This window comes from Bacillus sp. 491mf (genome assembly GCF_900112415.1).
Taxonomy (GTDB): Bacteria; Bacillota; Bacilli; order Bacillales; family Bacillaceae_G; genus Bacillus_A.
The window spans coordinates 76,328-103,025 of the sequence record NZ_FOLV01000004.1 but is presented as its reverse complement, the minus strand read 5'-3'; the positions used below and the strand labels follow the sequence as shown (position 1 = coordinate 103,025).

The window sequence follows — 26,698 nt, the reverse complement described above, 5'->3', positions numbered from 1 at the left end:
GAAATACATTTCTTTTTTATTTGTTACTTTGAAATAAAGTTTGATTACTTTACTATTTTAGATACAGTATAAACATTTTTATGTAATAAGCCTTCCCACACAGTGAATCCACTATCGATTCATTTTTCAAGCACTTTTGCAGTTATATTTTTTATGATAAACTCTATAACCTAATGAACTTTCTTCTATTTCCACATCATTTCCCATGATTTTAAAAATTTCTTCTAATACAGTCTTTCTTCAAAGCTACACATTGAAAAATGTACTGCAGAACAACTTCACAATATGCAATAGAATATAATGGAATATGCTAAATCTATTGGTGGTTTATCAAAAAAACATTTAGAAATTATCGGAAAAAGAGCCTGGTTATCCCCATTTTATTATGTTTATGAAGTATATTAACATTCTCTTGTAACGCCTACACTTAGCGTTGGAATTTTTCATAAAGAAAAGGCACTTTTTTATAAGTGCCTTTCTCCTAGACTACAGTATTTTAGTTAATCTATATTTGAAGCAAATTAACTAGATAACATAAAATAACAAAGCAGCTGCCTCTTGTCGTTTCATTACTTGTTTCGATAAATAATCTGCTGATCCATCTTCATTATATATAACCTCAGGTCCAACTAAATGATGCCCTACAATGTTTTTGACAGACTCTATTGCCCAATCATCCGTTTCTCCCTTTAGAGTAGCGTCTGCAGGCGGCGCTTCTATCATTTTTAAATAATGCCAAGCAATCCATGCTGCTTCTTGTCTAGTAATAGCGCGATCTGGATAAAATTGTTCCCCTTCTTTTTCGTATAAAATACCAAGTTCATATAACTTTTGAATATGAGATGCATACTGATGGCCCTTTACATCAGAAAATACTGGGTCTTTTTTTGAAGGTGGTGTAAAGTAAGCAATTTGAGATAACCAATATGAAAATTCTCCACGTGTAAGAGGGGCTTCGGGAACAAAATTCCCCTCCTTATTTGCTTTTAATATCTCATATTGGTGTAAAGTATCTATAAATTTAGCATATGGATGATTTGCCTCTACATCTTGAAATCTCTTAGGCTCACTTAATTTCACCGCTGAACTACCAGAGTTCCAGTGTATCATTTCTTTTACAGTGCCATCTGAATGAAGTTTAAACGCCATATAATTACCTTTTTCATCTTCAAATAGTAAAGGATCTATTTGTTTTAATTCCTGTTTACCATATCTTTTATCACTTACAAATAACTTTCCTTCACTTATTTTTACATGTGTAATAAGATGTTTCACCCGCAAATCACGGTAAACGCCTTCAAATTTCTTTAACTCTTCTTCGCTAGGTTTTAAATACTCTGGCTTCGTTCTGTCTGGAAAATAGTGATTCATAAATTCATCAAATAATTCATTAGGAAGTGATGATCCATCTTTATTCGTAACAACAAAAACACCTATTTTATGTTCAGGAATTAACCACATTAAAGAAGAAAACCCTGGTATATTTCCACCTTTTCCAAAAACATATTGACCATTATGACTTTGCGGTGAAAAGAATTCAAATCCATATGCCATATTTGGATATTTTGGGTGTAACGCAAATTTTGTTTTTTGCATATCTTGAACAGTTTCTTTTTTTAGTATTTGTTTATTTTTAAATTTACCACCATTCAATTGAGCAATCATAAAATTGGCCACGTCACTTCCTGTAGAAAACATACTCCCTTGTGGCATGTCCGTCGGTCTTGTTTCATAAAATGGGATGGCATCACCTTTTTTATTGTATCCTGTTGCAAGCTTATCTTTGATAAAATTAGTCATAACAAAACTACTATTTTGCATCTCTAAAGGGTAAAAAATATTCGAAGCCATATATTTATAAAAAGGTGTGTTTGTCAAGTTTTGAACAATATATCCTTGAAGCATAGAAGCAAAATTATCATATGTATACGTATCTCCTGGTTTTCTCACTACTGTGGGCATATTTTCTTCTACATAATCTTTAAGTTTTGTATAGTCATTAATCTGAAAATGAATATCCTCCGGTCTAGGATCCACGTAATCAAAACCTGTTGTATGGGTGAGTAAATGTTTCATTGTAACTGGTTCACCCATGTTATTTTGGTACTTTAATCCTCCCATATAATTTACTATATCACTATTTAAATCGATTTTTCCTTGTTCAACTAACTGCATTACAGCACTGGCAGTAAAAACCTTTGATACTGACGCTAATCGAAAAACTGTTTTTTGGGGATCAATGGGAATATTCTGTTCTTTATTGGAAAAACCGTACCCTTTTTGAAATAGAATTTGATCATCTTTGACAACTACAATCGCTACACCAGGTGCATTTCCAGCTTTCATTTTCTCTGGAATTATTTTATTTGTGAAAGCTTCTACATCTTTAGCATTTAATGCTATAGAAGAAATTGTTTCAGCCTTTACATTATTACTACCCAAAAAGACTAAAAAGAAACATAGACTTAAAACTAATACACTTCGAAAATGATTTATAACTCTATTACTTCTTCTTTCCAAATTAATTCCCCCTTTAAAACTAGATTTATTGATTATTTTCTCAGTATGCTAAACATTGATTCGGACAACACAACCATATTCTACCATTCATTACATTATTTTTCTAATTTTATTTATATTTTGTAATTTTATACTCCTGTAGCTTTATAAAAAAGTTTGATCAAAAACATCTCGAAAAGCGACTATCTTTCATTTTTCTTTCTATAAGAGTTTACTCTTTTTCTCTTAGACAAAAAAATCACCTCTTAAGATAACGATATCTCACTAGGTGATTTTTATCAGTATTTTTTAAATTATCAATCTTTTTCATAAAGCTACATATCCATTAAACTATTTTTTGATATAACTAATACTGAACAATACAGCATTACTTAAAATACTTACTACCCCTATCCAAAATAGCCAATTTGTTGCGGTCAGCCAAGAAGCCGCCATGATGAGTAGCGCAGTAGCAATGGATACACAATAGCCGATCTGGTTTCGTTTCTTGTTACGGTGAAACTTATCTTTAGCCTGAGAAATAGATTGCTGGGCTTTATTCTTTACATAATAGACCTTTTCTTTCATTTTATTTTCAGTCTCTTTTGCTTTCTCATATAAGGCATTACTCAAATAAACTTTATTCATCATTCCGTCCCCCATATCGGCGTCTTGAAAACTTAGCCAAGATTTTTTCTTGATCGTTCAACTGCATCTGCTCATCAACTTCGTGATTTGCCTGTTCTTCAAAACCATCTTGTTCTTCCCCGTCGAAACGATATAGCTTTTGTAATAATCTCCAAAACGTTTCAATTTCATCTGTTGTGAAATCATGAAACATATCCGCTAAGAAATAAGTGGACTTTTCAGAACAAGTAATTAACGCTTTTTTTCCTTCAGGAGTAATCACGATATTAATCGAACGTTTATCTATTTTACTCGGCACGGTTTTAACAAACCCTTTTTTTACAAGACCTGTAATTAACTTATTTGCGGTCTGCTTTGTTGTACCTAGCTTTTTAGCAATATTAATAAGTGTAGTGCTTTCGATTGGCAAATGTGCAATCGCAATAAGAGCCATGTGTTGCCGGGAAGTTAATATCTCTAAATACTCGTCCCCACGCGTTTGAACCTTATTGACAACTGAAAATAAAGTTGCGTAACTTTGCTGCATAACATGCAGTTCTTTCATTAATTGATTTATATCCATATATAGCTCCCCTTTATTTTTCGTCACCATGCTGACAAATACAGAATACCACGTTTCCGAAAAATATGTCAACATGGTGACGAATGAAAACTAATTTACTTATTACATAAAAAAAGTAGCAAAGGTGTCTTACCCCTTGCTACTTAATCAAATGTAAGTTCTATTTGAATAATCTCTGATCGGCTGCCAAGTCTTAACGGTGGTCCCCAAAAACCAAATCCAGAAGAAACAATTGCATGAAATAAATCTTTCTGTACATATCCCCAATCTAATTCATACATTCTTCTTGTAATGATATGATTTGGTGCCATTTGTCCTCTATGCGTATGTCCGGACAATAATACATCAACACCTGATGCTTCAGCTTGCTTTAACTCAAATGGCTGATGATCCATTGCAATGACAGGAAGACTCTTATCCACAGTGCTCATTAATTCCTCAAAACTTTTACGATCTCGGTCCGTCTTATCTTTTCTCCCTACAATAAAAAAACAATCTTCAATTTTCACAACTTCATCTAATAATATATTTACATCAATTTTATTCATTTCTTGCAAAAATTCAGGAATCGCCCCGCCGTAATATTCATGATTTCCTAGCACACCATATACACCAAGCGGAGCATGCATTTGTTTCATCACTTGTCCCATATTCTTTTTTATAAAGTACTCTGGATGATCGTCAATAATATCTCCAGGTAAAAGTATAATATCTGGTTTCATATCATTTACATGATGAACCAATCTTTTCAGATGGGACAAGCCAGACAGATTACCAAAATGCATATCTGAAGCCATCGCAATTCGAAGTGTCTTACGGTTACCATTTTTTTTAGGTACATGAATCTCGTACTTTCTTACAACTGGGCTATACGCATTAAATGTTCCATAAACAAAAATAAAAACAAAAGTAATGAGAACGATTGTACCAGTCCAAAAAATAGATTGTTCTTTCGGAAACGATAACCAATTTAAAATTAACACTACTACATCCGCTAGTGGTAATAGTATGACTGCATATTGGATAACCGCAAACCAATAAGAACCAATTGTTCTAAGCGGTGAATCAAACTTGATTATTCGATCTAGAATATACGCGTATGAAAACAGTCCAACTAGAATCGCATAATATCCCCAAGATTGAATATGAAAAGTCGTATGAATCCAAACCCAACCGTTCCAGCCAATGTAAATCATTAACAGCGTATATAAAGTAAATAGAATAAAAATATTTACTACATTTCTCGTTTTCAAAATATACCCCCTCTTTTATATGATCCACTTACATAATGTTACATATTACACTTAATAAAACAAATATCCCTTAAAAACGTTGAGAATTTAATTTTGCCACAAAAATTGTTATAATTCCACTAATACGCCGCAAAAATAAAAAAAGAGATTGATTCATCATTTTTACGAATCAATCTCTTTTTAATTTCATATTTCAACTAGATGGATGATCAGCAGTACTCATATAACGTTCTTTTATAATTTTACGATGATGAAGCTCATGACCAGCAATAATGTATGCCAATGCCCGAACAGTAACTTCAGAGTTATTTGCAGTCCCTCTTTGTAACCAAGCTTCTGCATCTAGGCTTTTTAGTAAGTGCACAGTAGCTTGACGAACAATCGTTAAGTTCGAAAGAAGGTATTCCATAGATTGCTTATCAAATGCAGCCCTAAGAACATACATATCATCGTTGTATCCAGGAAGTGACGTCGTCTCTCCTCTCGCTATCGAAAGAAGTCGATATGCCATAATCCGTTCAGTATCCGCAATATGCCCGATTACTTCTTTTATGCTCCATTTATTAGGTGCATACCGAAAATGTCCTTCACTATCAGAAATATCCTTCAATAAGAGGTTTGTTTCTTTTATTTGCTCTTCTAAAATTTGTATGATATCTCCCTCATGTAATAAGTTTATGTATGTTGCATAATACGGATTATATTCATTTGCTTCTGGTCTCTTTTGCATGTTTACCATCCTTTTTATTTTAGCTTTATCATAAAATATTATCATATTAATCCGAAAAGTTAAAATTCTAAAACAACTACGTTAACACCTTTTTCTTTTTAGGCGGGCGAGAGCATCTGGCCGTGCATAGAAACGATCAGGGCCTCCTGTCACATGCGAAGTTAAAACAAAAGGAGAAAACGAGAGCAGAGTATGTTTTATTCTACAAAGCAGCAGCTTATATATTGAAATTAAAATAGATTTATAAAGAACAATTACCTTTCTCCTCTTCTAATCTTGAAACGAAGCTCATTCACCCTACAAAAAACTTTCTCAACCTCTAACCTATAGACTGCTCAATTATCAGCTGCTAACATAATAGGTGAGCTCCTAACGAGTTTCATTATCTAACGAAAGGACCTGTTTCGGACGCAGATCCTTTTGTTTTTTATTTGATCTACTGAATGATGTTTTCAACAAAGTAAAGCGATTAGAATTTAAGAACATTTATGAGAGTTATATTCCCCCCTATCAATCGGTATCACTTACCGACAGAAAAACAAATGATTTATTAAACAAAAAATTTAACAATTCGTGTTCAATATACAAATAACTACACAAATGGTATAATTTAACTTAACGATATAACTAGAAAGAGATGTGAAGATAATGAAAATATCATATTGGAGCGGAAAAAAAGTACGATTAAGAGCACCTCAAAAAGAGGATATCCATTTATTCGAAAATCTAGATGATTGAATACTCAAAAATCTTGATTCAATTGCTTTCCCACGTACAAAAGAACAAATCGAAGAGTGGATGGGTGACATATCAAAGGGTTCGTCTACTGACTGTGATGATTTTTATTGGATTGCTGAAGATAACAACAAAAACATAATCGGTACAATCGACGTTGCGAATTGCGATTCTAAAAATGGGACATTTGACTACGGCATATCTGTATTCCCTTCTCATAGAGGGAAAGGATACGCGCAAGATATGATTATAACTATACTAAAACATTACTTCTTCGAGCTTAGATATCAAAAAGCGACTATTCAAATCTACTCATTTAATACGGCTTCTATCAACCTTCATCGAAAACTGCAATTTGTAGAGGAAGGCCGCTTAAGAAATATGATGTATACAAACGGGACATTCTATGATGAAATCTATTTTGGAATTACGAAAGACGAGTTTCAAGCGTTATATTTTCCTAAATGAATTTTACTTAATCCCATTATTTTTTACGGAGAGATGAAATTTGAATAAGTTACAAAAATGCTCTAAAGTGTTTATAATGTTTTTTTATCCTTCATATTATATTTCTTATATTTTCTCCGAATAGAATAGTAGGTAGGACTGCCATTCAAAGAGATGATATAAAATTACACGTATACGCACAAGCTACTACAGGAGCACCTCAAAAAATTAGTGAAAGTGATTTAGCTATACTAAAAGAAAAAGTGAAAAATACATATCCGAATGTAGATTCTAGAGACATTGAATTAAAGGGCGACACCCCGTTCCAGCATGTTGCTGATCCAGCGTACATAGGGGATTTTACTGTATATGGAAAAGTTATAGGCACAACTAGAAACGAAACAAGCGGTGAAAATACCGTGGCAGTTTTAAGAGTTTCTTATAGGGACATGCCTATGTTTTGGTACCTATTTCATTATGACTCATACATAACTAAAGTAACGCTATATGTATTACTACCAATTTTTCTGATTGCATTGGTATTTAATATGATTTCTCTCCTAGCTAAAAATAGCTTTGATTAACGTTAAACATAAGCTACTCTACTGCCTCTATTCACAAATGCCGAAAACTAAAAAAGAACACATATTAAACATTGATAATATGTGTTCTTTTCCTTAAACCCAACTTGTGTCCTTTCCTTAACATCTACTTGTCAGTTTTGTGTGACAATCTATTCAATATTTCTTTATAAGTGACTTTTAATTACATTTAACCGAAATATTGTGAGTAAAAAAATAAAACTATAAAAATTATTGTTTTAACGACCAATCTATTATTATTTTTAAAAAAGAGAACCAAAGATGTTTTATTATTACAGGATATCCAGAAAAATAGAGGAGGACTTATATGGAAGATACATATAGCCCTTATGAAGAATTAGGTGATTTTTTAGCAGGAACATTTCACCAAGACATGGAATCACCTGAGGAAGCTCTTAATGAATTTATAATGGAAGTTACTAAAATCTGTATCGAAAACACTAAAAATGATATACTCTCATTTTTAAGCAGTAATTTAACTGATAGTGAAAAAGAGGAATTTATTAAATATAATGCTTATATTTATTTCCCTGCATTAAACTTAACACCTGTAGAATGGCTAAAGCAGACCCTTAAAATACTAAAAGAAGCTATAAAAAGTAAAGAATAAAATTGTACGAAACAAATCCGACTCATATCACATTGAGTCGGATTTACATTTTAATTTATATACTTTGATAAAGAGTTATCCCCAAAAAAGACAGCAAGTGCACTATTCCTGCTGCCTTAAAAAGTATTTATAAATTTTCTGCAACGGCTAGTAAATAATATGATAATCCGATTTGCTGTTTTTCTAACATCTCTCTATGAAAATCATCTTGAAGGAAAAACTTTGTTTGATTCACGTAATCTTCTTTGCTAATTGTATGACCGTTTTTATTTAAAAACTTGAGATGCTGTTTAACGACATCATGTACACTTGAATCGTTATACTTAGCTCCATTTCTTAAGAATCCAGTCATTCTATCTGTGAAATTTTTTGCTTCAATAGCCATCTTATTCATATCATTCACATTGATGGAGTCAGTATTAAGGTCAAAATTATATTTTTCTTGTAAATGTGTTTTCTGCTTTTCAAGAGCACTTTTCCACTCTTCCTCTGTTTCAAATCCATTAAACATTAACTTATTGTCCATATTCTCACCCTTCTTTGTATATTCTAAAGATAATTTTATAGTTTTAATTAGCTGATGATACTTCTCAATTTTCTTTTCAAAAAGCATCATCTGTTTTTCTAAAGTACCGACCCTATTTGATTCTTCGTCTAACAAATTTTTAATTTCTAACAACGGGATATCCAACTCTTTATAAAAAAGAATTTCCTGTAATCTATTTAGTTCTTCTACACCATAATACCGATAGCCTGTTTCACCAATCTCATTGGGAATAAGCAGGCCAATTTTATGATAGTGGTAAAGAGTCTTGATGGAAACGCCTGCTATATGTGATAAATCTTTAACTGTAACTTTCATTATTTCCTCCTTTCAAAACTAACTATGAAGGATTACCTAAGGTTAGAGTCAAGATTTTTTTTAGAAATTTCTTTATACGATTTACTTAATTGTATTGGATATAATATCACGTCTTGGACATTTGAGAATGCAAGAGATTACAACTATGCATACCAGCACTATACCAATACATTGATTGAGGAAGATCACTACTCTAAAGGAACGATTAGTTTAACATTTCGTTTTATCCGGGCATCATTAAAAAGAGCGAACCCACTTAAACTTATAAGAAAAAAACAAATATTGAAACCACTCGATTATTTTGAAATAGACGATATTAGAGAATTATTCGAGATCGTAAAAGAGAAGGACGCCGAGTAAGCGTTCTTTTTATTGGAGAAATTTACCGTAATATTTGTTATACTTAACGTAGGTAAACTACAGGGAGTTTTTCCGAATTGTAAGCGGAAGCAAATCGTACGTAAAGGTACAGAAAAATCACTTGTAGTATCTGTAAAAAGTTAACTTTGATTGAATCACGATAGTGAATTGTAGCTATAGTATTATAAAGTAGGTGCATTATTATGATGATTTTGGATGACACGAATACAATAGGAGCTCTTGCTTTTCTATTTTTTATGATTTATCTTGCAACCGACCCGAGAGACCTAAGTTTACTAGCAATTCCGGCTTACTTCGGTGGAATGTTAGTCACTCACTGGCTTAGTGAAAATGGATTTCAAGATACATATATTTATACGATTTGGATTGTAATCTACTCCCTTGTAATGATTTATCTTATCATCGCTTCAATTCGTCTAGGTATAAAAAACGTAGTCTATATTAAAGAAAAAATAAGAAAACATAGAGCTTTAAGGAAATAACGTAAAAAGAAGCCGCCCTCACAGGCGGTTTTATTTTACTCTTACAGTAACACGGCGACCATATCGTCTAAGACTGCCTCTTTTAGATGTAAAAACACTGTTACCTCTTCTCTCGTCATACCACGAAATTCATGTATACTGTCCAGGACACGTAACCGATAATACATATAAAAGAGTAGGTCTAGATGGTATAGAAATTCTCATGTATATAGATAACAACGGGAAAATTATCTCTGCTTTCCCAAAAGAATAAATTCTATTTTTAATATAAGGGAGTATAATAGAAATGAAATATAAATATACTTTTGAAGTGCTTGATAATGAAATATTAATCATGAGGGTACCAAAGGAAATTAAACTTGTTGGAACCTTTTTATATGTTGAAGTTTCTGCATTTGGAGATTGGATTTTAGAAGAGATACATAGTGTTTTAAACGGGGAAAAAGATTATGAAGAAGTAAATGGCAACATTTGTGGTTTAGAAATTCGAAGAGATACAACTACTATCCTAGACAATTTAGCTGAAGATGGTAAAGGTGAATTTTGTGAGATAGAAACGATTGAATTAGTACATTTAATTAATATTTGGCTGGACAAACAAAAAGAGTTTAAAAAAGAGAAAACACAGGAATAAAATAATAAATAAGGCTGACTTCTGCATGAAGTCAGCCTTATTTATTACTTCACATACCACCTACTATCTATAGCACGGATTTTCCAGACACCTGGCGAACCAAAATCTCGAAAACCTCCCCCGCCCCTAATAAAAATAGCCGGTATTATTCACCGACTATAATTTAAACGCTCAATTTGTAAAAGGAACTAGAAATACATATATCGGTAAAGCGGCAAACGGAATGCAAATCGAAATGTTTCTTGATAAATCAACTGGTAGGATTATATCAGCATTTCCAATTTATTTATTAATTGACAGAAGAGGTGAAGTTAGTTTATGAAATATGAATATAAAATTTATATATGTTCTTTAAATATCTTAAGAATTGAACTTCCAAAAGAAATTTCTTTAGTTTCGGATTTTTTAGAAGACGATATCCATAGCGAGCATGGTCTACAATATCTTAATAGAGTATTAAATGGCGAAGTTGACCATATTGAAATAGGTGGAAATAGCTGCGATTTGAAAATACAAGCAGATTATACTAAAATTGTTCATCGTTATTATGAAGAAGAAGAGAATACTTGCGAAATTGAAACAATTGAATTAAAGAACTTGATGTTAGTATGGTTAGAAGAGTATGAGAATTACTTACAAAACCTTGATTTCAACTAATGTAAGGTATTTATTAAATCCGACTCAATGTGATACGAGTCGGATTTGTTATTATTTTACACTTGCATACTTCTCACTATTAGTAATATAAAACACATCTCTAGCTAATCTATTCATCATAAGCAACTCAACAACAAACAAAAAACCTTCCTACAAATTAATATGAACTGTACCCCCAATCGTGGACACTTAAGAAAGTCCATGACTCGGGGTACAGTTCACTCGAAAGAGTGTCTTTTTCTTTTGCTTAGACCAAGTTAAAGAATGATATTGATTTTTACTATAATTCTGTATAACCCTTTTCTCCACCTAGAAACTTAAATCTATTCACACCGAATTTTTTAATTATATGTGCTTTCATCGCTTCAAAATCTTCACCAAAAGCAAGAATTGGATTTCTTAAAAAAGACATTTCTTCTTCTCCATCATAAATTCTAGCTTTTATTATTTCTTTGTCAGAGTGAAACAATATATAGATCCCTTTGTAATAATATTCATAGTACCCTTCCTCGTTCTTCTCACTCTTGTCTTCGAACGGAATACATTCAATATAATAAATATTCCCACTAATATTTACCGATTCCATTTGACATTCCTCCCTTTTATAAAATATGTATCATAAATCAGATCAACATCAATATACAGTAAATCCTTTCCATAAAAAAAGACTCTGCAATTTTGCAGAGTCCAAAATTGAAAAATATAAAGATATTTAATATTATCAGAAATCACGGGTGGAATAAGCCTTCTTCCGAAGATACAATACGTGCCGCCCCTGAAAAACCAAACACTTTTATCTATTTCACCACAAACCGCGTCTTACTACATCCATCTTTCTGCTTCATGACTTCAAGCACTGCTGGCATTGCATTCTTCAGTTCTTGTACGTGCGAGATTACACCAATAAATCGCCCTGATTTTTGCAGATCAATTAAAGCATCTACTGCTTTCGTTAATGATTCTTCATCTAATGAACCGAAGCCTTCGTCAATGAACATCGTTTCAATTGAAATACCGCCTTCGTATGATTGGATGATATCGGCCATACCTAGTGCTAGGCAAAGAGATGCGTTAAATTTTTCGCCGCCGGATAATGTTTTTACATCACGTGTTTGCCCTGTATAGGCATCGTAGACATCTAATCCTAAACCGCTTTGTCGATTTCGTTTTTCTACCCGTTCACTTCGTTTTAAGAAAAATTGTCCATTCGATAGTTTTCGAAGTCGTTCATTGGCTACTTGGACAATTTGCTCTAAATATTCTATTAAAATGTAACGTTCAAATGAAATGCGACTTTCATTGTCACCTTTCATCACTTCATATAAATCAACAAGCTCTTGGAATGCTGTTTCTTCTTCATGAATTTGTTCATCGATGCGGCGAATATTTTCATGCAGATCAGAAATATATTCATTCGCACTTTTCGTACGCTGACGTTGTTCTTTTGTAATATCAAGCTGGATTTCTAATTCTTTCAGCTGTTCTTCTATTTGCGTTAACTCTGTCCATTCTTTTCCACGGAGCGTCTCTGTTAATTCTTCAATTTGTTTTGTTAATACTTCAAGCGCCCCGTAATACGATTGAATGTGTTGTTGTAAGTCTGTTCGCTCTGCATCAGATCGTTTAGCTTCTGTGTATGCTTGCTGACTTGCAAAGCCGCTTGCTTCAAGTTCTTTCATGAAACGCTCATATTGTTCGTCTTTTTTTTCTGTTCTTTGTGTAAATTGTTGCTGCGCTGCTTTATATGCTTCTTCCACGCGAATTTTTTCACTCGCACTGCGCTGAAATTCCTCTTGTGCTCTTTGCCACGCTCCTTGCAGGCGGTGCAGTAAAGAAGCTTTTGCTTCATATGCTTGTTGCCACGCTTCTAATGTTTGCATATCTGCTGGAATTTTTTCTTTATCATTTTCATACGCTGTTCGCAATTGAATCAATTCCATTTCAGAGCGATGTAATTTTTCTTCTACATCACGTTTAGCTCCCTGCAATTTCTCTAATTGTTCGTCTAGCTTTTGTAGCTGTGGTGATAATTGTTTCCGTTCTTCTTCAGTTGCTTTTAACTCATTTACTTCGGCAGCTAGTTGTTTTCCTTTCTGGATTAACGTTTGATACACATCTCCAAGCTCTAGTGCAGCGTATCCACGGTTCTGTACTTCTTTACATAATTCTTCATATTGCCCTTTATAAAAGTTACATTTTTCTTCTATTTGAACGAATTGCTTTTCAGCTTGTGTTTTTTGTTCACGAAGACGATTTAACTGCTCTTCATCAACAGACATTTCTTGTTCAGTCGCTTTATTCGGATGAGCAGTACTACCACAAACCGGGCAAGGTTTTCCATCATGTAAATGAATTGCCAATTGACCAGCTTGCTCGCTTAACCATGATTTCTCCAACGTTTCATATGCTTGCTGAGCAGCATTCATCTGGCCTGTGGTACCCTTTCTTTCACTCTCATACTTTTGCAATTCTTGCCACACTTGATAAGTATCTTTTAATACTTTTGCATCTTCACGCATACGGCTTAACTGCTCAGCTTTTGTTAAATATTGCTCAAGTGCTTGTTCCATCTGTTTTAGCTTATTGGCAAGTTGTTGTTTTTGTGCACTACTGAATTCTTGCTGTTCCTCTAATTTACTTATCTCACGTTTAAATTGATCCAATTGTTTTTCTGCCGCCGCTAATTTTAATTTTTTATCAGCAAACGTTGCAATTACTTCTTTTAATTCTTCTAATATTTGAATGTTTCGCTTCGTTTCTTCACGGACAGTTTCATTGTTTTTTTCTTGTTCGTACTGCTGCTCCGCACGTTCATAAGCTAATACTAGTTGTTCTTGTTTGGCAGCCATTTGCTTCATGTATTGCTCAGCATGCTCTGCGCTTTGAACTGCTTCCTCATACCACTGTTCAAACGGTAATAACCGGTGTGCTTGCTCAGCTTGTGTAAATTGTTGTTCTTTCACCTCAATTGAAGAACGTTCCTGCACTAATGAATCATAACGATTTTGTTTTGTTTGTAAATCTTGTAATCTATCATTCAAAGCTTTCGCTTCATGATAACCAGTTTCCGCCTCTTTTAATTGTTTTAACTGCATGGATTCTTGTTGTTCTAATTGCTTTGCTTGTTTTTCATAAAAAGCCATTTCTTGTTGAAGTGCTTCTACTACTTGATGTGTATTCACATGTTCTTGATTTGTTAATATTTCGAGCAGTGTACCACCTCGCACGGGAAGCTTGAAAACATTACGAAAGTACAATTCACGTTCTTTTTGCTTTTCTTGCAAAACATCTTTCCACTCTTTACGCTTTTGATCTAATAACTCTCTCATTAATTTATATCGATCCGTTTTAAAAATACGGCGTAAAATTTCCTCTTTATTTTCTGTTTCAGATGTTAAAAGTTTACGAAATTCACCTTGTGGGAGCATCACAATTTGACTAAATTGATGCTTACTAAGGCCAATTAAATCTTCCACTTTTTTGTTTACATCTGTCACATGGAAGCGATCTACACAAGGGACCTGTTCGTCACCAGCAACTTCATAAAATTCAATCGCGTGGCCCGTAATCGTTTTATTCCCTTGCTTTTTATGACCAAGTTGACGCTTTATACAATAAGTTTTTTCTTTTAATTGAAATAATAATTCAACGCTTGTATAGACGCTATCATCAGCAAACTGACTACGAAGCATACTCGTATCATTGCGTTCTTCTCCACTCGCCTCTCCATACAGTGCATAACAAATTGCATCAAAAATTGTTGTTTTTCCTGCCCCTGTATTCCCAGAAATCGCAAAGATCCGATGTTCGCCTAATTCTTCAAAATCAATCGTTTCTTGCTGTTTATATGGACCAAACGCTGTCATAACAAGTTTAATTGGTCTCATGCTCTCTCCCCCTCTCGTTCATGAACTGTTTTTAATACTTCTATGAAGAGACGTTCTTTTTCTTCTGATAACTCCGTCCCTTTCATTTCTTTATAAAAAGCTTTCACAAGGGAAAGATCATCCATTTTATGGCGTGAAGTAACCGCAATATCTTCATTTACTAATTCTTTTCTTTGTATAACTCGCTCTACATGCATTGCATTTGGATAAACAGAACGAATCTTTTCCATCGGCTGCAATACAGGATTTTCATCTAATAATTTTACAAATACATAGTCTTCGCATACAGGATGTTGCAGCAACTCATCAATTTTCGCCTCAACCGTTCTCATTTTCCGCTTTGGTGTTAACGATCGTTTCTCAAGGGTTACTTGCCCTGCTTCATTTAATTCAACAATGTAATACCCTTTTTTATGATGCTCTTCTGAAATAGAATATGAGAGCGGCGAACCTGCATAGCGAATTGTTTCATTTCGTACGTAATGCGCCTGGTGCAAATGACCAAGCGCTGTGTAATGAAAAGCATCAAAATAATGACTGTTTACATATTCTGCTCCGCCAATAGATAATGGCCTTTCAGCATCACTTGTATTTTCTTCTGCTTCCCCTGCTGATGTTACAAAAGCATGTCCGACAAAAACATGACGCGCCTCTTTATCCATATTTTCCGATAACTCATTCATAAAAATACGCATTGCATCGTCATGACTGCGAATGTCATCATTTTTCATGACATGACGAACGATGCTTGGATCAACATATGGGACTAAATGAAAATGTACTTCTCCATATTCATCATACATAACAACTGGTTCATATGGATATTGAAATTGTCCGACAATGTGCAAGCCTTGTTTCTTCATTAAACTACTTCCAAAATGAATACGATCTGGACTATCATGATTTCCTGCAATCGCTAGTACTGGTGTTTGTAATTCAATTACAATTTTTTGTAATGTTTCATTTAATAAATCAACCGCCTCTGTCGGCGGAATAGCACGGTCGTATAAATCTCCTGCAATAATGACTGCATCTGGTTTTTCTTCTTTCACTGCTTGTATAAATTGTTCTAAAACATAGCGCTGATCTTCTGTCATATAAACACCATGTACAAGCTTTCCTAAATGCCAATCGGCTGTATGAAAAAATTTCATCTTTTCCTTCCTTTCTTTTCTATTAATTCACAGATTGAAGGGAAACAAGTTGATATAAAAGCGTTGTTCTTCCCTCAGCCCATTCCACTTTCTTGACAACGGCACTTCCAACAAGTTCTTGCCTTGTTTTATACACTGGTAATATTTCATCTACGACAAATAAATGATAGCCTTCTAACATTAACTGAAAAATATTATCTTCTGTATGTAATCGTTTCTCGGTTTCATTTGCAATAATCTTTGTATGCATTTCAAACTTCATGCAAAAACACCCCTTTTTTATGTCTCTATTTTATAGTATAGCGGGCATTACTGATTGACAAGAGAATGAGTAAGAATGGTATGACTTCCCTATTAAAAACTCACTCGGCTTCTGTCACTATTCATTTGTAGTATGAGAAAAGTAGCAACAGAATATAAAGTGAAACTTAATTGTTTTAAATCCTAAAGAGATTTTAAACGGTTAAGTTTTTATTTCTTTTTATTACGGTATGTGAAATTAATTATTACTTTAAAATAAAAGTGCCGTTTACAGCACATTTATTTTTGTAAATAATCCTTCATTACAGCGTACAAAATAATGAATAATAGCACTGTCATAAACAGCCACGAAAGAATTGCAACGTAATTATTTTCAGTTAATGCAAAGCCAATTGCAATTGTTAAAATGAAAATTGGAAATACCATTCGTACTTTATCTTGTATCGTATTTTGCTCTGAATCCTCTTGATGGAAATAAAAAGCTAAACCAACCATAATAGAAGACAAAATAATGACCGATAATAGCAAAGGCCCTGGCATCCCAATCTCCCCTTCCTTTACTTTCTTTGGGCACATGAATGAAAACATTCTATAATTAATAATAAATAAAGCTACAATATCGAAAACTCATTATATCTATTTATTAAAGCCTGTATTATGAAAAATTACAAATCATATGTTTTATAACAACCGTTGCAAAACATATCAATTCATCATACGAAGATTAATATTCCTTTTTCTTTTATAGAACCCTTCCAAAATATCTCGCCAAAAAATGCATGATTTGTAAAGATCCTGTCTATTTTCTACAGTATATTCAGTTGCTCTTCATTTTAATACAAAGAAAGACATGCCCTTATGCAGGATTAATGAAAAAAAACAAGAAGTTTATATAAACACGCACTTTCTCTGTCTTATTACAAAACGTATATTTGCACTGACACAACATGTAAAAACAAACAGAGAATGATAAAGGAGGATATACATGACTGATCAAGTTCTATTTTCAGTTAACAAAAATGGCGTAGCTACCATTACGTTGAATCGCCCCAAAGCATTAAACTCCATTTCTTATGAAATGATAGGACCAATGACGCAAAAATTGAAAGAATGGGAAATAGATGATCATATTCATCTTGTTATTATAAAAGGCGCGGGTACGAAGGGACTTTGTGCCGGCGGTGACATTAAGACTCTTTACGAAGCAAGTTTAGATGACTCTGCCTTGCAAAAAGCAGAGCAATTTTTCGAAGATGAGTTCCAATTAGATTTACTCATTTATAAATTCTCCAAACCAATTCTCGCATGTTTAGATGGTATTGTTATGGGCGGAGGAGTTGGACTCACTTACGGAGCTAGTCATAGAATTGTAACTGAGCGAACAAAATGGGCAATGCCAGAAATGAATATCGGTTTTTTCCCAGATGTCGGATCAGCTTATTTCTTAAATAAAGCGCCGGGCAATACCGGACGTTACTTAGCATTAACTGCTTCTGTCATTAAAGCACCAGATGTACTATATATCAATGCTGCTGACTTTTATTTAACAAGTGAGAACTTAAATGCTTTCCTGAATCACATTGAACAAATAGATTGGCATACAAAATATATACATACAGCATTAACAGAGCTAATCAATGATTATTCTGAACTTCCTGTTAACGAAAGTGAACTTTCGTCATTCCAAACAGAGATTAATAAACACTTTTCTTTTCACACTGTCGAAGAAATTATCCATTCTTTAGAGAAAGATGCGAGCCCTTTTGCAACTCAAACAAAAGAAACAATGCTGTCAAAATCACCATTCTCTTTAAAGATTACATTAAAACAATTTATTGATGGGAAAGAAAAAACTGTAGAAGAGTGCTTTGCTACTGACCTTGTACTCGCTAAAAACTTTCTGAAACATAAGGACTTTTTCGAAGGAATACGCTCTGTTGTCATCGATAAGGACCAAAATCCGCAATATGAATATAAACATTTGGAAGAAGTTTCAGACGAAGTTGTAAATAATTTTTTCCACCTTCAAAGAAATTCATAATAGTAAGTGAAATTCCCAGCACAAAACGTATAAAAAAGTGTCCAATGCAATGGACACTTTTTTACATTCCCTTAAAACCAGCGTTCTGTCACTACTTTTTTACGTGTATAAAATTGTACACCATCTTTTCCGTTTGTACCTAGGTCACCGTAGAAAGAAGCTTTATTTCCTGCAAATGCGAAAAATGCCATTGGTGCTGGAACGTTAACATTCACACCAATCATGCCAGCATCAATTTTATCGCGGAAAATTTGAGCATGTTTCCCACTTGAAGTATAAATGACTGCACCATTTGCAAATTTAGACTTATTTGTAAGCTCGATTCCCTCTTCAAGGTCTTTTACTCTCACAATACTTAAAACAGGTGCAAATATTTCATCTTGCCAAATTTTCATATCCGGCTGTACATGATCAAAAATCGTTGCACCTACATAATATCCTTCTTCTACATCTTCTTTTATATTACGTCCGTCTACTAATAATGTAGCACCTTCGGATACACCGCTATTAATATAGCCAATAACGCGCTCTTTATGAACTTCACGAATTAGTGGTCCAACAAAGTTTTCTTCATAACGGCCGTCTCCTACTTTTAACTTGCGTGTTTCAGAAACGAGTACATCAATGAATTGATCAGCAATTTCGTCTACTACCGCAACAACAGAACAAGCCATACAGCGTTCACCGCTGCTAGCAAACGCTGCTCCAACTACGCCTTGAACTGTTTTTTCAAGATCACAATCTGGCATAACAATCGCATGATTTTTCGCACCTGCCAATGCTTGAACTCGTTTTCCGTTAGCTGTACCAGTTTGATATACATATTTAGCAACTGGTTCTGAACCGACAAAAGAAACAGCTTGAATGTCCTTATTCTCAAGCACACTATTTACAACTTCTTTACCACCGTGTACTAAGTTTAGGACACCTTTAGGAAACCCTGCTTCATAAAATAATTCAACAAGCTTTGCTCCTAATAAAGGCGTTCGTTCTGATGTTTTCAAGACGAATGTATTTCCGCAAGCAATCGCAAGTGGGAACATCCAAAGCGGAATCATCATCGGAAAATTAAACGGTGTAATCCCAGCAACTACACCAAGCGGATAACGCCAAATCGAACCATCAATTCCCCCTGCAATATTCGGAAGTGCTTGTCCCATCATTAAGTTCGGTGTAGAAGTAGCTAGTTCCACAGCTTCTATTCCGCGTTGCACTTCTCCACTAGCATCCTTTAATGTTTTCCCGTTCTCTAATGTAATAATTTGAGCTAACTCGTCTTTATGCTCTTGTAAAAGCTGTACATATTTATATAAGAATCTTGTTCGGTTTGGAACCGGCACTTGTGACCATGTTTCATAAGCGCATTTTGCTGCCTCCACCGCTTTATCTACATCGGTTTTTGTGGAGAGTGGAACATAAGCGATTACTTTTCCATTTGCGGGATTGGGTACCGTTTCAATTTCAGTACCAGTAGAATCCACCCATTCTCCATTAATATGATTTTTCATTTTTTTTACGTCTGTTATAATCATTTTATTCTCTCCTTTTCTTGTATAATAGCTATCTCTCGAAAAATAGATTAATTATTCCGAATATTAAAAGTATACCCTTTCTACTCGTTAGTCGAAATTTTTTGTTCGTTCACTTTTTTATACAGAACAGCCATATCTTTCTCTCCAAATCCCTCTTTTCCTGCTTCTTCATATAGATCTAGTAACATTTTACTAACTGGCAATTGTAAGTTGTTATCGTTTGCCAAATCTAATGCAAACCCTAAGTCTTTTTTTAATAGATTAACCGTGAAACCTGGTTCGTAGTTTTCAGTTGCGATAAAACTTTTATAATTACGTTCATAAATACGACTTTGTCCATAGCTAACATTTAATATATCAAATAGTTTTTCTAAATCCATATCGCTATGTTTAGCCAAACTAAGCGCTTCACTAACTCCCGCTGTATAAAAACCAATCAGTAAATTATTTATAAGTTTCACCGTCGTACCACTATCAATTTTTTCACTCACATGAAAGATATTTTCTCCCAATACATCTAATACTGGTAAAGATTTTTCAAATACTTCTTTCGGGCCACCAACCATAAACGTAAGTGTTCGATTTATCGCTCCAATAACTCCTCCGCTAACTGGCGCTGCTAAAAAATCAATTCCTTTACGCTTAGCTGCTTCCGCAATTTTCATATTAAGTTGCGGTGCAACTGTACTTGTATCAATTAAAATTATGCCCGGATGACTATTATTAATAAGTCCGTCTTCTCCTAAGTAAACTGTTTCTACTGCACGAGACGAAGGTAAGCTCGTTAAAATCATTTCACAACTTTCCGCTAATTGAGGAATAGACAGGCCAATAATTCCGCCTGCTTGTTGAAATGAATTTTCAGCTTCTTTATTTAAATCTACTCCGCACACAATGAAGTTTGCAGTGATTAAATTTTCAGACATTGGTAGACCCATGTTTCCTAAACCTATTAAACCAATCTTTTTCATATCGCTTTCCTCCCTATTTAAACGAAATATCGAGAACGCTTCGTAATGGCTTTAGCAATTTCTCGTTTTTTCATAAACAAATTCGTGTAAAGAGGTATTGATTGATGACGAATTTCCTCTAATAAGATTCGTCTCTCATTTTCATCTTGCTGTGCACTTGAAAGAATAGAGATTGCATCAGACTCCATTTGACGATAGCCTTCTTCACAAATTACATCTGTTACTAACTGCTTTATCAATTCTTTTTCTTCGCCATTTCGCACTATAGCTTTTTGAGTACGTAAAAAAGATGACTCCATCACATATAACTCTTTTAGCATGTTAGCTACTATACGTAAATATTCTTGTTCCCTGTCAAGTTTGAGATTAGCAGAATAAGATAGCGTTTTCAAAGATTGGTTCAATAACTGTTTTGACAACTGGATGTATCGGGAATTTCTTTCTGTGCTTACTTCTATTGCTTGTTCGTCCGCCGCAGATTCATTTTGTTTAAATTTCTTTAGTGCCATTTTGGCGATTGTTAAGCGATTGATTTCATTTGTCCCTTCAAAAATACGACTAATCCTCGCATCACGATATAAGCGTTCTACTTCATATTCTTGCATATACCCATATCCACCATGAATTTGCACACCTTCATCGACAATTTCACCGAGTACTTCTGAACAATTTACTTTATTAATCGCACACTCCATCACATAATTTGACATCGTTTTGACAATATCATTATGTTCTTGTTCCGAAAAAAGTGCCCCGTCTAATTCACCTGACGTACGATACGCAGCACTTTCTGCTCCATATGTAGAAATAACCATATTTGCAATTTTTTCTTGAATCATTGTAAAATCAACTAATGCTGTATCAAATTGTTTACGTTCTTTCCCATAATTTACAGCTAATTGAATCGCTTGTTTTGCCGTTCCAATATTAGCAAAAGCTAATTTCAAACGTGCCATATTTAATATATTTAAAGCAACGTGATGTCCTTTTCCGACCTCTCCTAATACATTCGTACTTGGCACCGATACATCTTCTAAAATGAGAGTTGCAGTCGAAGATCCTTTTATCCCCATCTTTTTCTCTTCTAACCCAACAGTAACACCCTTACATGTTCTTTCGATAATAAACGCTGTCATTCCTTTATTTGTTTTTGCAAAAACGACATAAACATCGGCAAGATGCGCATTTGTAATCCATTGTTTTTCTCCATTTAATAACCACGCTGTTCCTTCTTCATTTTGCACAGCACTTGTTTTCGCATTAAGCGCATCTGAACCGGCATTAGGTTCTGTTAACGCATACGCTCCTATCCACTCTCCTGATGCAAGTTTCGGCAAATATTTCTCTTTTTGCTCCTTAGTTCCGAAATAGACATATGGCAATGTCCCTACTCCAGCATGGATATTAAAGGAAACACTAAAAGCTCCCCCAAATCCCATCTTTTCTGCAACAATGCCAGACACTTTTTTTCCTAAATCCAGTCCACCGTATGCTTCTGGAACTTCTATGCTGAGTAAGCCTAGATCTCCCGCTTTCTCAAACAACTTACGTGTAACTTCATAATCATACTGCTCAATAGATTGCATATGTGGAATAACCTCTTGCTTTACAAATTGTTCAGTTGTTTTTGATATAAGCTGATCCTCATCATTAAAATCTTCCGGAGTAGCAATATCCCCACTCGTTTTATTGTATTGTAAAAAGAAATCATTCCATTGCGGTTCCGCCTTATTCATTCTCATCCTCCTAACTATTTCATTAATTAACACTTTCCCATTCCAATATTCGGTAGAAACTATGAAGAATATATAAAATGTTTAATTGAAAACATCTCGATAATGAATATTATATTGTGAGAAATAGAATGTAAAAGCTTGTTAAGATAACAAAAAAGCGATGATTTCTCTTACATCAAGCAGGTATTTTTGCTAAAGATGTGTATCATCGCTTTTTGCTCTCATCTATTGTCCATCAGATAAAATTGTTTTTGCAATTCCCTTATCTAACTCCTCAAAGTCATGATAAGAAATTGTTTCATATAATTCACTTCTTGTTTGCATATCAGCAAGTCCTTCTTTTTGCGATCCCTCTTCTTTTATAAGCTGAAAAATACGCTCATAAGCTTTTGCTGCTACGCGAAGAGAAGTCACTGGATATATGACCATTTGATAACCGATATTAGCAAATTCTTCAGCGGTATAGTACGGTGTTTTCCCAAATTCAGTCATATTAGCAAGTAAAGGTACCGTTACTTTTTTTGAAAATAAACGAAACTCTTCTTCTGACTGCAAAGCTTCAGGGAAAATCGCATCTGCACCCGCTTCTATGTAAGCAATTGCTCGCTCAATCGCTGCTTCTAACCCTTCAACTGCGCGAGCATCCGTACGAGCCACAACAACCATCGATGGTGCTACTTCTTTTATCACTTTTATTTTTTGTTGCATTTCTTCAATAGAAACAAGTTTTTTACCATTTAGATGTCCACATTTTTTAGGAAGTTGCTGATCTTCGATTTGAACAGCTGCTACATTTGCTTCCATCATTTCTACCGCAGTTCTTGCTACATTTAACACGCCACCAAACCCTGTATCAATATCGACAAGCAGAGGTAAATCCGTTGCTCTAACAAGATCTCTTGCTCTTTCAGCCACCTCAGTAGATGTGACAATCCCTAAATCTGGTAAACCCTTACTTGCTGTATAAGCAGCCCCTGATAAATAAAGAGCTGAAAATCCAATGTTTTTTGCAACAAGAGCAACCATCGCATCATGTGCACCAGGAATTTGCAAGATTTCAGGTGCTTCTACTAAAGTCCGGAATCGATTGGCAAGTTCTTCTTGTGTTGACTGTTTATTTACAACCCAAGCCATTCTTATCCCCCCTATGCTTAAATTAAGAAAAGATCTACAAATTCATTTACATTCATATTTTCTAATTTTTCTTCATTCAAACAAGCTTCATGAATTTTTTCTTGTTGTTTATTAGAATAATGAACAGCCATATTTGCAGAGAACTTTTGAACAACCTTTGGAATCGCTTCGTCTCTACGGAAACGGTGACCTAATGGATATTCACATTCTACATTTTCTGTTACAGTACCATCTTTAAAATGTATTTGAACAGCGTTGGCGATTGAGCGCTTGTTCGGATCAAGGTAATCTAAACTGTATTGTTTATTTTCAACAACAACCATCTTATTTCGTAATGTATCTACGCGAAGATCAGACGCTACTTCATCTTCATAATCATCAGCCACAATGTCACCTTTTAATAAACCGATTGCAGTAATATATTGCAAGCAGTGATCGCGGTCAGCTGGGTTATTTAATGGACCCTCTTTATCAATAATACGAACTGCTGATTCATGTGTAGTAATTGTAATACGATCAATTTCATCTAATCGTTCTTTCACTTCCGGATGTAATTTCACAGCACATTCTGCAGCTGTTTGAGCATGAAATTCTGCTGGATATGATACTTTAAACAATACATTTTCCATTACATAAGAATCTAAAGGTCTTGCTAATTTTAGTTCTTGTTTGTTAAACAATACATCTTGGAATCCCCATCCTGGTGCAGATAATGCTGTTGGGTAACCCATTTCACCTTTTAATGCAGTAAGGGCAAGATGAACACCGCGGCTTGTTGCATCCCCAGCTGCCCATGACTTACGTGACCCTGTATTTGGAGCATGACGATATGTACGAAGACTAGAGTTATCAATCCATGCATGAGACAATGCATTAAAGATTTCTTCACGTGTACCACCAAGCATTTTCGTAACAACTGCTGTTGTCGCTACTTTTACGTATAACACATGGTCAAGACCAACGCGGTTTAAACTATTTTCTAATGCAAGTACACCTTGGATTTCATGTGCTTTAATCATCATTTCAAGTACATCTTTTACTTTTAATGGTTCTTTTCCTTCTGAAATACGAACGCGGCTCACATAATCTGCAACAGCTAAAATGCCACCTAAATTATCAGACGGATGTCCCCATTCAGCCGCAAGCCATGTATCGTTATAATCTAGCCAACGAATCATACATCCGATATTAAAGGCACCGCGTACTGGATCCAGCACAAATGATGTTCCTGGCACACGTGTACCATTTGGCACAACAGTTCCTGGTACAACAGGTCCTAGTAATTTCGTACACTCTGGATATTGCAGTGCTAAAATCCCACATCCAAGCGTATCAAGTAATACATAGCGTGCTGTACTGAATGCTTCTGAGCTCGTTATCTCTTTATTTAATACATAATCCGAAATCTCTTCTAAAATTGCATCTTTTTGTTTAATTTCATTTGTTTTAATCACGCTATCCTTCCCTTTCTATCGATAATTCGTTATTATTAAGAGTGAGTGTCGGTCAAACACTCACCTGGCGGGCGGCCTTAACAACTCCCCAGTTGTTTTTATTTGCTAAGCACATGTCGCTCGCCGATATAATTTACACGCGGGCGGAACAAACGATTATTTGTATGTTGCTCAATCACATGCGCACATAAGCCTACCGTTCTTGAACTGAAAAAGATTGGTGTATATAGCTGAATTGGAATACCTAACATCCAATAGACTGGAGCAGCATAATAATCTAGGTTTGGATAGATTCCTTTTTCCTTCTCCATAATCTTTTCTCCAGCTTCACACATTTCATATAATGTATAATCGCCTTTCACATCACACAACTGTTTTAGTGCTTCTTTCATCATAAGCGCCCTTGGATCTATCTTCTTCATGTAGACGCGATGTCCAAATCCCATGATTTTTTCTTTGTTATATAGCTTCTTTTGCAGTAATTCTTCAAATTTCCTAGTAGTACCTGCTTCAAGCAGCATATACATCACTGCCTCATTTGCGCCTCCATGTAAATTACCTTTTAAAGAAGCAACTGCTCCGGTTAAGGCACCATACAAATCTGATTGTGTCGACGCAATAACTCTAGCCGTAAAAGTAGAGTTTGGCATCTCATGTTCACTATACAGAACGAGTGATCGATCAAATATTTTTTCTTCTAATTCTGAAGGCTTCTTACCCGTAAGCATACGGAAGAAGTTCGCACTATAAGATAATTCTTGAGTCGGTTCAATTGGTTCTTCATTATTTAAAATTCGATAGCTATTCGCTACTATATTCGGCACCTTACTTAACAATTTATAAGCACGCTTTTTATTTACATCTAATGAGCGGTCATCAATTTCATTGTCATAACCAGATAGCGCCGAAATCCCTGTACGTAATCCATCCATTGGATGCGTTTGTTTTGGCAGTGCTTTTAAGACATCAAAAACTCCACTCGGAACCTCATATTCAGACTTTAACGTTTCTTCCAACGCTGCTGTCTCATCTGAATTCGGAAGTCTCTCCTCTAATAAAAGATGAACAATATCTAAATAGCTTTTTGTTTTAGATAATTCAATTAGGTCATATCCTTTAATAACGATTTCCCCTTTTATCGTATCAAGAAAAGAAATCTTCGTCTCTGCTGCAACTACCCCATCAAGCCCTGGAAAATATTTTTTTTCAGCTTCCATTTTGTCTTCCTCCAATCCAAATAGATCTTCGTTCACACTCCTGTAAGCCTTTCCAAGATTGCACAAATATATATCCTCAACATTCTCTACTTATAAAGAATTAGAGGCAAGCAGCATACAAGGTTTTTCTAAGTTTAGATTGTTCATAATCGTACTTTGGAAAAAATTGAGAAAGTACGTAAATGTTCCAAACAAAGAATCTCTCATAA

Annotated in this window: 24 protein-coding genes and 1 pseudogene; 8 read left to right on the top strand and 17 right to left on the bottom strand. The window is 34.5% G+C overall.

What is annotated here, in order from left to right; all coding sequences use genetic code 11:
• Window positions 1-525: 525 nt before the first annotated feature.
• From BM211_RS06375 to BM211_RS06355, 5 genes are all read right to left on the bottom strand, one after another.
• On the bottom strand, window positions 526-2,520 hold the full coding sequence (locus BM211_RS06375) for a serine hydrolase domain-containing protein (protein WP_090995844.1): 1,995 nt from the start codon (window positions 2,518-2,520) through the stop codon (window positions 526-528).
• Window positions 2,521-2,850: 330 nt separating this feature from the next.
• Window positions 2,851-3,147: a hypothetical protein gene (locus tag BM211_RS06370; protein ID WP_256216925.1), complete on the bottom strand. Its 297-nt coding sequence runs from the start codon at window positions 3,145-3,147 to the stop codon at window positions 2,851-2,853.
• Complete coding sequence (locus BM211_RS06365) at window positions 3,140-3,709, bottom strand: MarR family winged helix-turn-helix transcriptional regulator (RefSeq protein WP_090995843.1); 570 nt, start codon at window positions 3,707-3,709, stop codon at window positions 3,140-3,142. Before BM211_RS06365 ends, BM211_RS06370 begins: the two co-directional genes overlap by 8 nt.
• A 143-nt stretch (window positions 3,710-3,852) precedes the next feature.
• Window positions 3,853-4,905 (bottom strand): metallophosphoesterase, encoded by a 1,053-nt coding sequence (locus BM211_RS06360; protein WP_090996060.1) that lies wholly within the window; start codon window positions 4,903-4,905, stop codon window positions 3,853-3,855.
• Between the two features lie 250 nt (window positions 4,906-5,155).
• Window positions 5,156-5,692, bottom strand: a complete 537-nt coding sequence (locus tag BM211_RS06355; RefSeq protein ID WP_090995840.1) for a DinB family protein — start codon at window positions 5,690-5,692, stop codon at window positions 5,156-5,158.
• A 738-nt stretch (window positions 5,693-6,430) separates the two neighbouring features.
• Between BM211_RS06355 and BM211_RS06350 the strand changes: the two genes are divergently transcribed.
• The 3 genes and pseudogenes from BM211_RS06350 to BM211_RS06340 all read left to right on the top strand — a co-directional run bounded on the left by BM211_RS06350 (window position 6,431) and on the right by BM211_RS06340 (window position 8,086).
• Window positions 6,431-6,895, top strand: coding sequence for a GNAT family N-acetyltransferase (locus BM211_RS06350; RefSeq protein ID WP_371261858.1), 465 nt, complete (start codon window positions 6,431-6,433; stop codon window positions 6,893-6,895).
• Between the two features lie 40 nt (window positions 6,896-6,935).
• A pseudogene (locus tag BM211_RS27470) lies at window positions 6,936-7,458 on the top strand (transposase).
• Window positions 7,459-7,783: 325 nt separating this feature from the next.
• Window positions 7,784-8,086, top strand: coding sequence for a contact-dependent growth inhibition system immunity protein (locus tag BM211_RS06340; protein ID WP_035430237.1), 303 nt, complete (start codon window positions 7,784-7,786; stop codon window positions 8,084-8,086).
• Between the two features lie 127 nt (window positions 8,087-8,213).
• Here the strand turns inward: BM211_RS06340 and BM211_RS06335 are convergent, their stop codons facing one another.
• On the bottom strand, window positions 8,214-8,948 hold the full coding sequence (locus BM211_RS06335) for a MerR family transcriptional regulator (protein WP_090995836.1): 735 nt from the start codon (window positions 8,946-8,948) through the stop codon (window positions 8,214-8,216).
• A gap of 24 nt (window positions 8,949-8,972) precedes the next feature.
• Between BM211_RS06335 and BM211_RS26680 the strand changes: the two genes are divergently transcribed.
• The 4 genes from BM211_RS26680 (at window position 8,973) to BM211_RS06320 (ending at window position 11,102) form a co-directional block, all read left to right on the top strand.
• Window positions 8,973-9,308 (top strand): hypothetical protein, encoded by a 336-nt coding sequence (locus tag BM211_RS26680; RefSeq protein WP_218160785.1) that lies wholly within the window; start codon window positions 8,973-8,975, stop codon window positions 9,306-9,308.
• Window positions 9,309-9,514: 206 nt separating this feature from the next.
• Entirely contained in the window at window positions 9,515-9,811 is a 297-nt protein-coding gene (locus tag BM211_RS06330) for a hypothetical protein (protein WP_035430426.1), read from the top strand.
• A 286-nt stretch (window positions 9,812-10,097) separates the two neighbouring features.
• Window positions 10,098-10,445 carry a hypothetical protein gene (locus BM211_RS06325; protein ID WP_035430239.1) on the top strand — a complete coding sequence of 116 codons (348 nt, stop codon included), beginning with the start codon at window positions 10,098-10,100 and terminating at the stop codon, window positions 10,443-10,445.
• A 318-nt stretch (window positions 10,446-10,763) separates the two neighbouring features.
• Window positions 10,764-11,102 carry a DUF5376 family protein gene (locus BM211_RS06320; RefSeq protein WP_035430240.1) on the top strand — a complete coding sequence of 113 codons (339 nt, stop codon included), beginning with the start codon at window positions 10,764-10,766 and terminating at the stop codon, window positions 11,100-11,102.
• Between the two features lie 280 nt (window positions 11,103-11,382).
• Here the strand turns inward: BM211_RS06320 and BM211_RS06315 are convergent, their stop codons facing one another.
• The 5 genes from BM211_RS06315 to BM211_RS06295 form a co-directional block, all read right to left on the bottom strand.
• Window positions 11,383-11,688, bottom strand: coding sequence for a hypothetical protein (locus tag BM211_RS06315; RefSeq protein ID WP_035430243.1), 306 nt, complete (start codon window positions 11,686-11,688; stop codon window positions 11,383-11,385).
• A gap of 211 nt (window positions 11,689-11,899) precedes the next feature.
• Complete coding sequence (locus BM211_RS06310; protein WP_090995833.1) at window positions 11,900-14,989, bottom strand: AAA family ATPase; 3,090 nt, start codon at window positions 14,987-14,989, stop codon at window positions 11,900-11,902.
• Window positions 14,986-16,143 carry an exonuclease SbcCD subunit D gene (locus BM211_RS06305; protein WP_090995830.1) on the bottom strand — a complete coding sequence of 386 codons (1,158 nt, stop codon included), beginning with the start codon at window positions 16,141-16,143 and terminating at the stop codon, window positions 14,986-14,988. The genes BM211_RS06310 and BM211_RS06305 overlap by 4 nt, the downstream gene beginning before the upstream one ends.
• A 22-nt stretch (window positions 16,144-16,165) precedes the next feature.
• Window positions 16,166-16,405, bottom strand: a complete 240-nt coding sequence (locus BM211_RS06300; RefSeq protein WP_090995827.1) for a DUF2584 family protein — start codon at window positions 16,403-16,405, stop codon at window positions 16,166-16,168.
• Between the two features lie 278 nt (window positions 16,406-16,683).
• Window positions 16,684-16,944 (bottom strand): hypothetical protein, encoded by a 261-nt coding sequence (locus BM211_RS06295; RefSeq protein ID WP_035430258.1) that lies wholly within the window; start codon window positions 16,942-16,944, stop codon window positions 16,684-16,686.
• 445 nt (window positions 16,945-17,389) lie between these two features.
• Here BM211_RS06295 and BM211_RS06290 point away from each other — a divergent pair, with 445 nt between their 5' ends.
• Window positions 17,390-18,445, top strand: a complete 1,056-nt coding sequence (locus BM211_RS06290) for an enoyl-CoA hydratase/isomerase family protein (protein WP_035430260.1) — start codon at window positions 17,390-17,392, stop codon at window positions 18,443-18,445.
• A 71-nt stretch (window positions 18,446-18,516) separates the two neighbouring features.
• Here the strand turns inward: BM211_RS06290 and BM211_RS06285 are convergent, their stop codons facing one another.
• The 6 genes from BM211_RS06285 to mmgD form a co-directional block, all read right to left on the bottom strand.
• On the bottom strand, window positions 18,517-19,977 hold the full coding sequence (locus BM211_RS06285; RefSeq protein WP_035430262.1) for a CoA-acylating methylmalonate-semialdehyde dehydrogenase: 1,461 nt from the start codon (window positions 19,975-19,977) through the stop codon (window positions 18,517-18,519).
• Between the two features lie 80 nt (window positions 19,978-20,057).
• Entirely contained in the window at window positions 20,058-20,948 is an 891-nt protein-coding gene (locus BM211_RS06280) for an NAD(P)-dependent oxidoreductase (RefSeq protein ID WP_090995824.1), read from the bottom strand.
• Between the two features lie 17 nt (window positions 20,949-20,965).
• On the bottom strand, window positions 20,966-22,684 hold the full coding sequence (locus BM211_RS06275; RefSeq protein ID WP_035430266.1) for an acyl-CoA dehydrogenase family protein: 1,719 nt from the start codon (window positions 22,682-22,684) through the stop codon (window positions 20,966-20,968).
• A gap of 225 nt (window positions 22,685-22,909) precedes the next feature.
• Entirely contained in the window at window positions 22,910-23,818 is a 909-nt protein-coding gene (gene prpB, locus BM211_RS06270) for a methylisocitrate lyase (RefSeq protein WP_090995821.1), read from the bottom strand.
• 17 nt (window positions 23,819-23,835) lie between these two features.
• Entirely contained in the window at window positions 23,836-25,272 is a 1,437-nt protein-coding gene (prpD, locus tag BM211_RS06265; protein WP_035430271.1) for a 2-methylcitrate dehydratase, read from the bottom strand.
• 98 nt (window positions 25,273-25,370) lie between these two features.
• Window positions 25,371-26,489, bottom strand: a complete 1,119-nt coding sequence (gene mmgD / locus BM211_RS06260) for a citrate synthase (RefSeq protein WP_035430272.1) — start codon at window positions 26,487-26,489, stop codon at window positions 25,371-25,373.
• Window positions 26,490-26,698: the final 209 nt, after the last annotated feature.

Bases quoted from the DNA above. Each gene is read 5' to 3' on its own strand.
- BM211_RS06370 (WP_256216925.1), bottom strand. From the start codon at position 3,147: ATGAATAAAGTTTATTTGAGTAATGCCTTATATGAGAAAGCAAAAGAG.
- BM211_RS06365 (WP_090995843.1), bottom strand. From the start codon at position 3,709: ATGGATATAAATCAATTAATGAAAGAACTGCATGTTATGCAGCAAAGT.
- BM211_RS06360 (WP_090996060.1), bottom strand. From the start codon at position 4,905: ATGATTTACATTGGCTGGAACGGTTGGGTTTGGATTCATACGACTTTT.
- BM211_RS06355 (WP_090995840.1), bottom strand. From the start codon at position 5,692: ATGCAAAAGAGACCAGAAGCAAATGAATATAATCCGTATTATGCAACA.
- BM211_RS06340 (WP_035430237.1), top strand. From the start codon at position 7,784: ATGGAAGATACATATAGCCCTTATGAAGAATTAGGTGATTTTTTAGCA.
- BM211_RS06335 (WP_090995836.1), bottom strand. From the start codon at position 8,948: ATGAAAGTTACAGTTAAAGATTTATCACATATAGCAGGCGTTTCCATC.
- BM211_RS26680 (WP_218160785.1), top strand. From the start codon at position 8,973: ATGAAGGATTACCTAAGGTTAGAGTCAAGATTTTTTTTAGAAATTTCT.
- BM211_RS06330 (WP_035430426.1), top strand. From the start codon at position 9,515: ATGATTTTGGATGACACGAATACAATAGGAGCTCTTGCTTTTCTATTT.
- BM211_RS06325 (WP_035430239.1), top strand. From the start codon at position 10,098: ATGAAATATAAATATACTTTTGAAGTGCTTGATAATGAAATATTAATC.
- BM211_RS06320 (WP_035430240.1), top strand. From the start codon at position 10,764: ATGAAATATGAATATAAAATTTATATATGTTCTTTAAATATCTTAAGA.
- BM211_RS06315 (WP_035430243.1), bottom strand. From the start codon at position 11,688: ATGGAATCGGTAAATATTAGTGGGAATATTTATTATATTGAATGTATT.
- BM211_RS06310 (WP_090995833.1), bottom strand. From the start codon at position 14,989: ATGAGACCAATTAAACTTGTTATGACAGCGTTTGGTCCATATAAACAG.
- BM211_RS06305 (WP_090995830.1), bottom strand. From the start codon at position 16,143: ATGAAATTTTTTCATACAGCCGATTGGCATTTAGGAAAGCTTGTACAT.
- BM211_RS06300 (WP_090995827.1), bottom strand. From the start codon at position 16,405: ATGAAGTTTGAAATGCATACAAAGATTATTGCAAATGAAACCGAGAAA.
- BM211_RS06295 (WP_035430258.1), bottom strand. From the start codon at position 16,944: ATGCCAGGGCCTTTGCTATTATCGGTCATTATTTTGTCTTCTATTATG.
- BM211_RS06290 (WP_035430260.1), top strand. From the start codon at position 17,390: ATGACTGATCAAGTTCTATTTTCAGTTAACAAAAATGGCGTAGCTACC.
- BM211_RS06285 (WP_035430262.1), bottom strand. From the start codon at position 19,977: ATGATTATAACAGACGTAAAAAAAATGAAAAATCATATTAATGGAGAA.
- BM211_RS06280 (WP_090995824.1), bottom strand. From the start codon at position 20,948: ATGAAAAAGATTGGTTTAATAGGTTTAGGAAACATGGGTCTACCAATG.
- BM211_RS06275 (WP_035430266.1), bottom strand. From the start codon at position 22,684: ATGAATAAGGCGGAACCGCAATGGAATGATTTCTTTTTACAATACAAT.
- prpB (WP_090995821.1), bottom strand. From the start codon at position 23,818: ATGGCTTGGGTTGTAAATAAACAGTCAACACAAGAAGAACTTGCCAAT.
- mmgD (WP_035430272.1), bottom strand. From the start codon at position 26,489: ATGGAAGCTGAAAAAAAATATTTTCCAGGGCTTGATGGGGTAGTTGCA.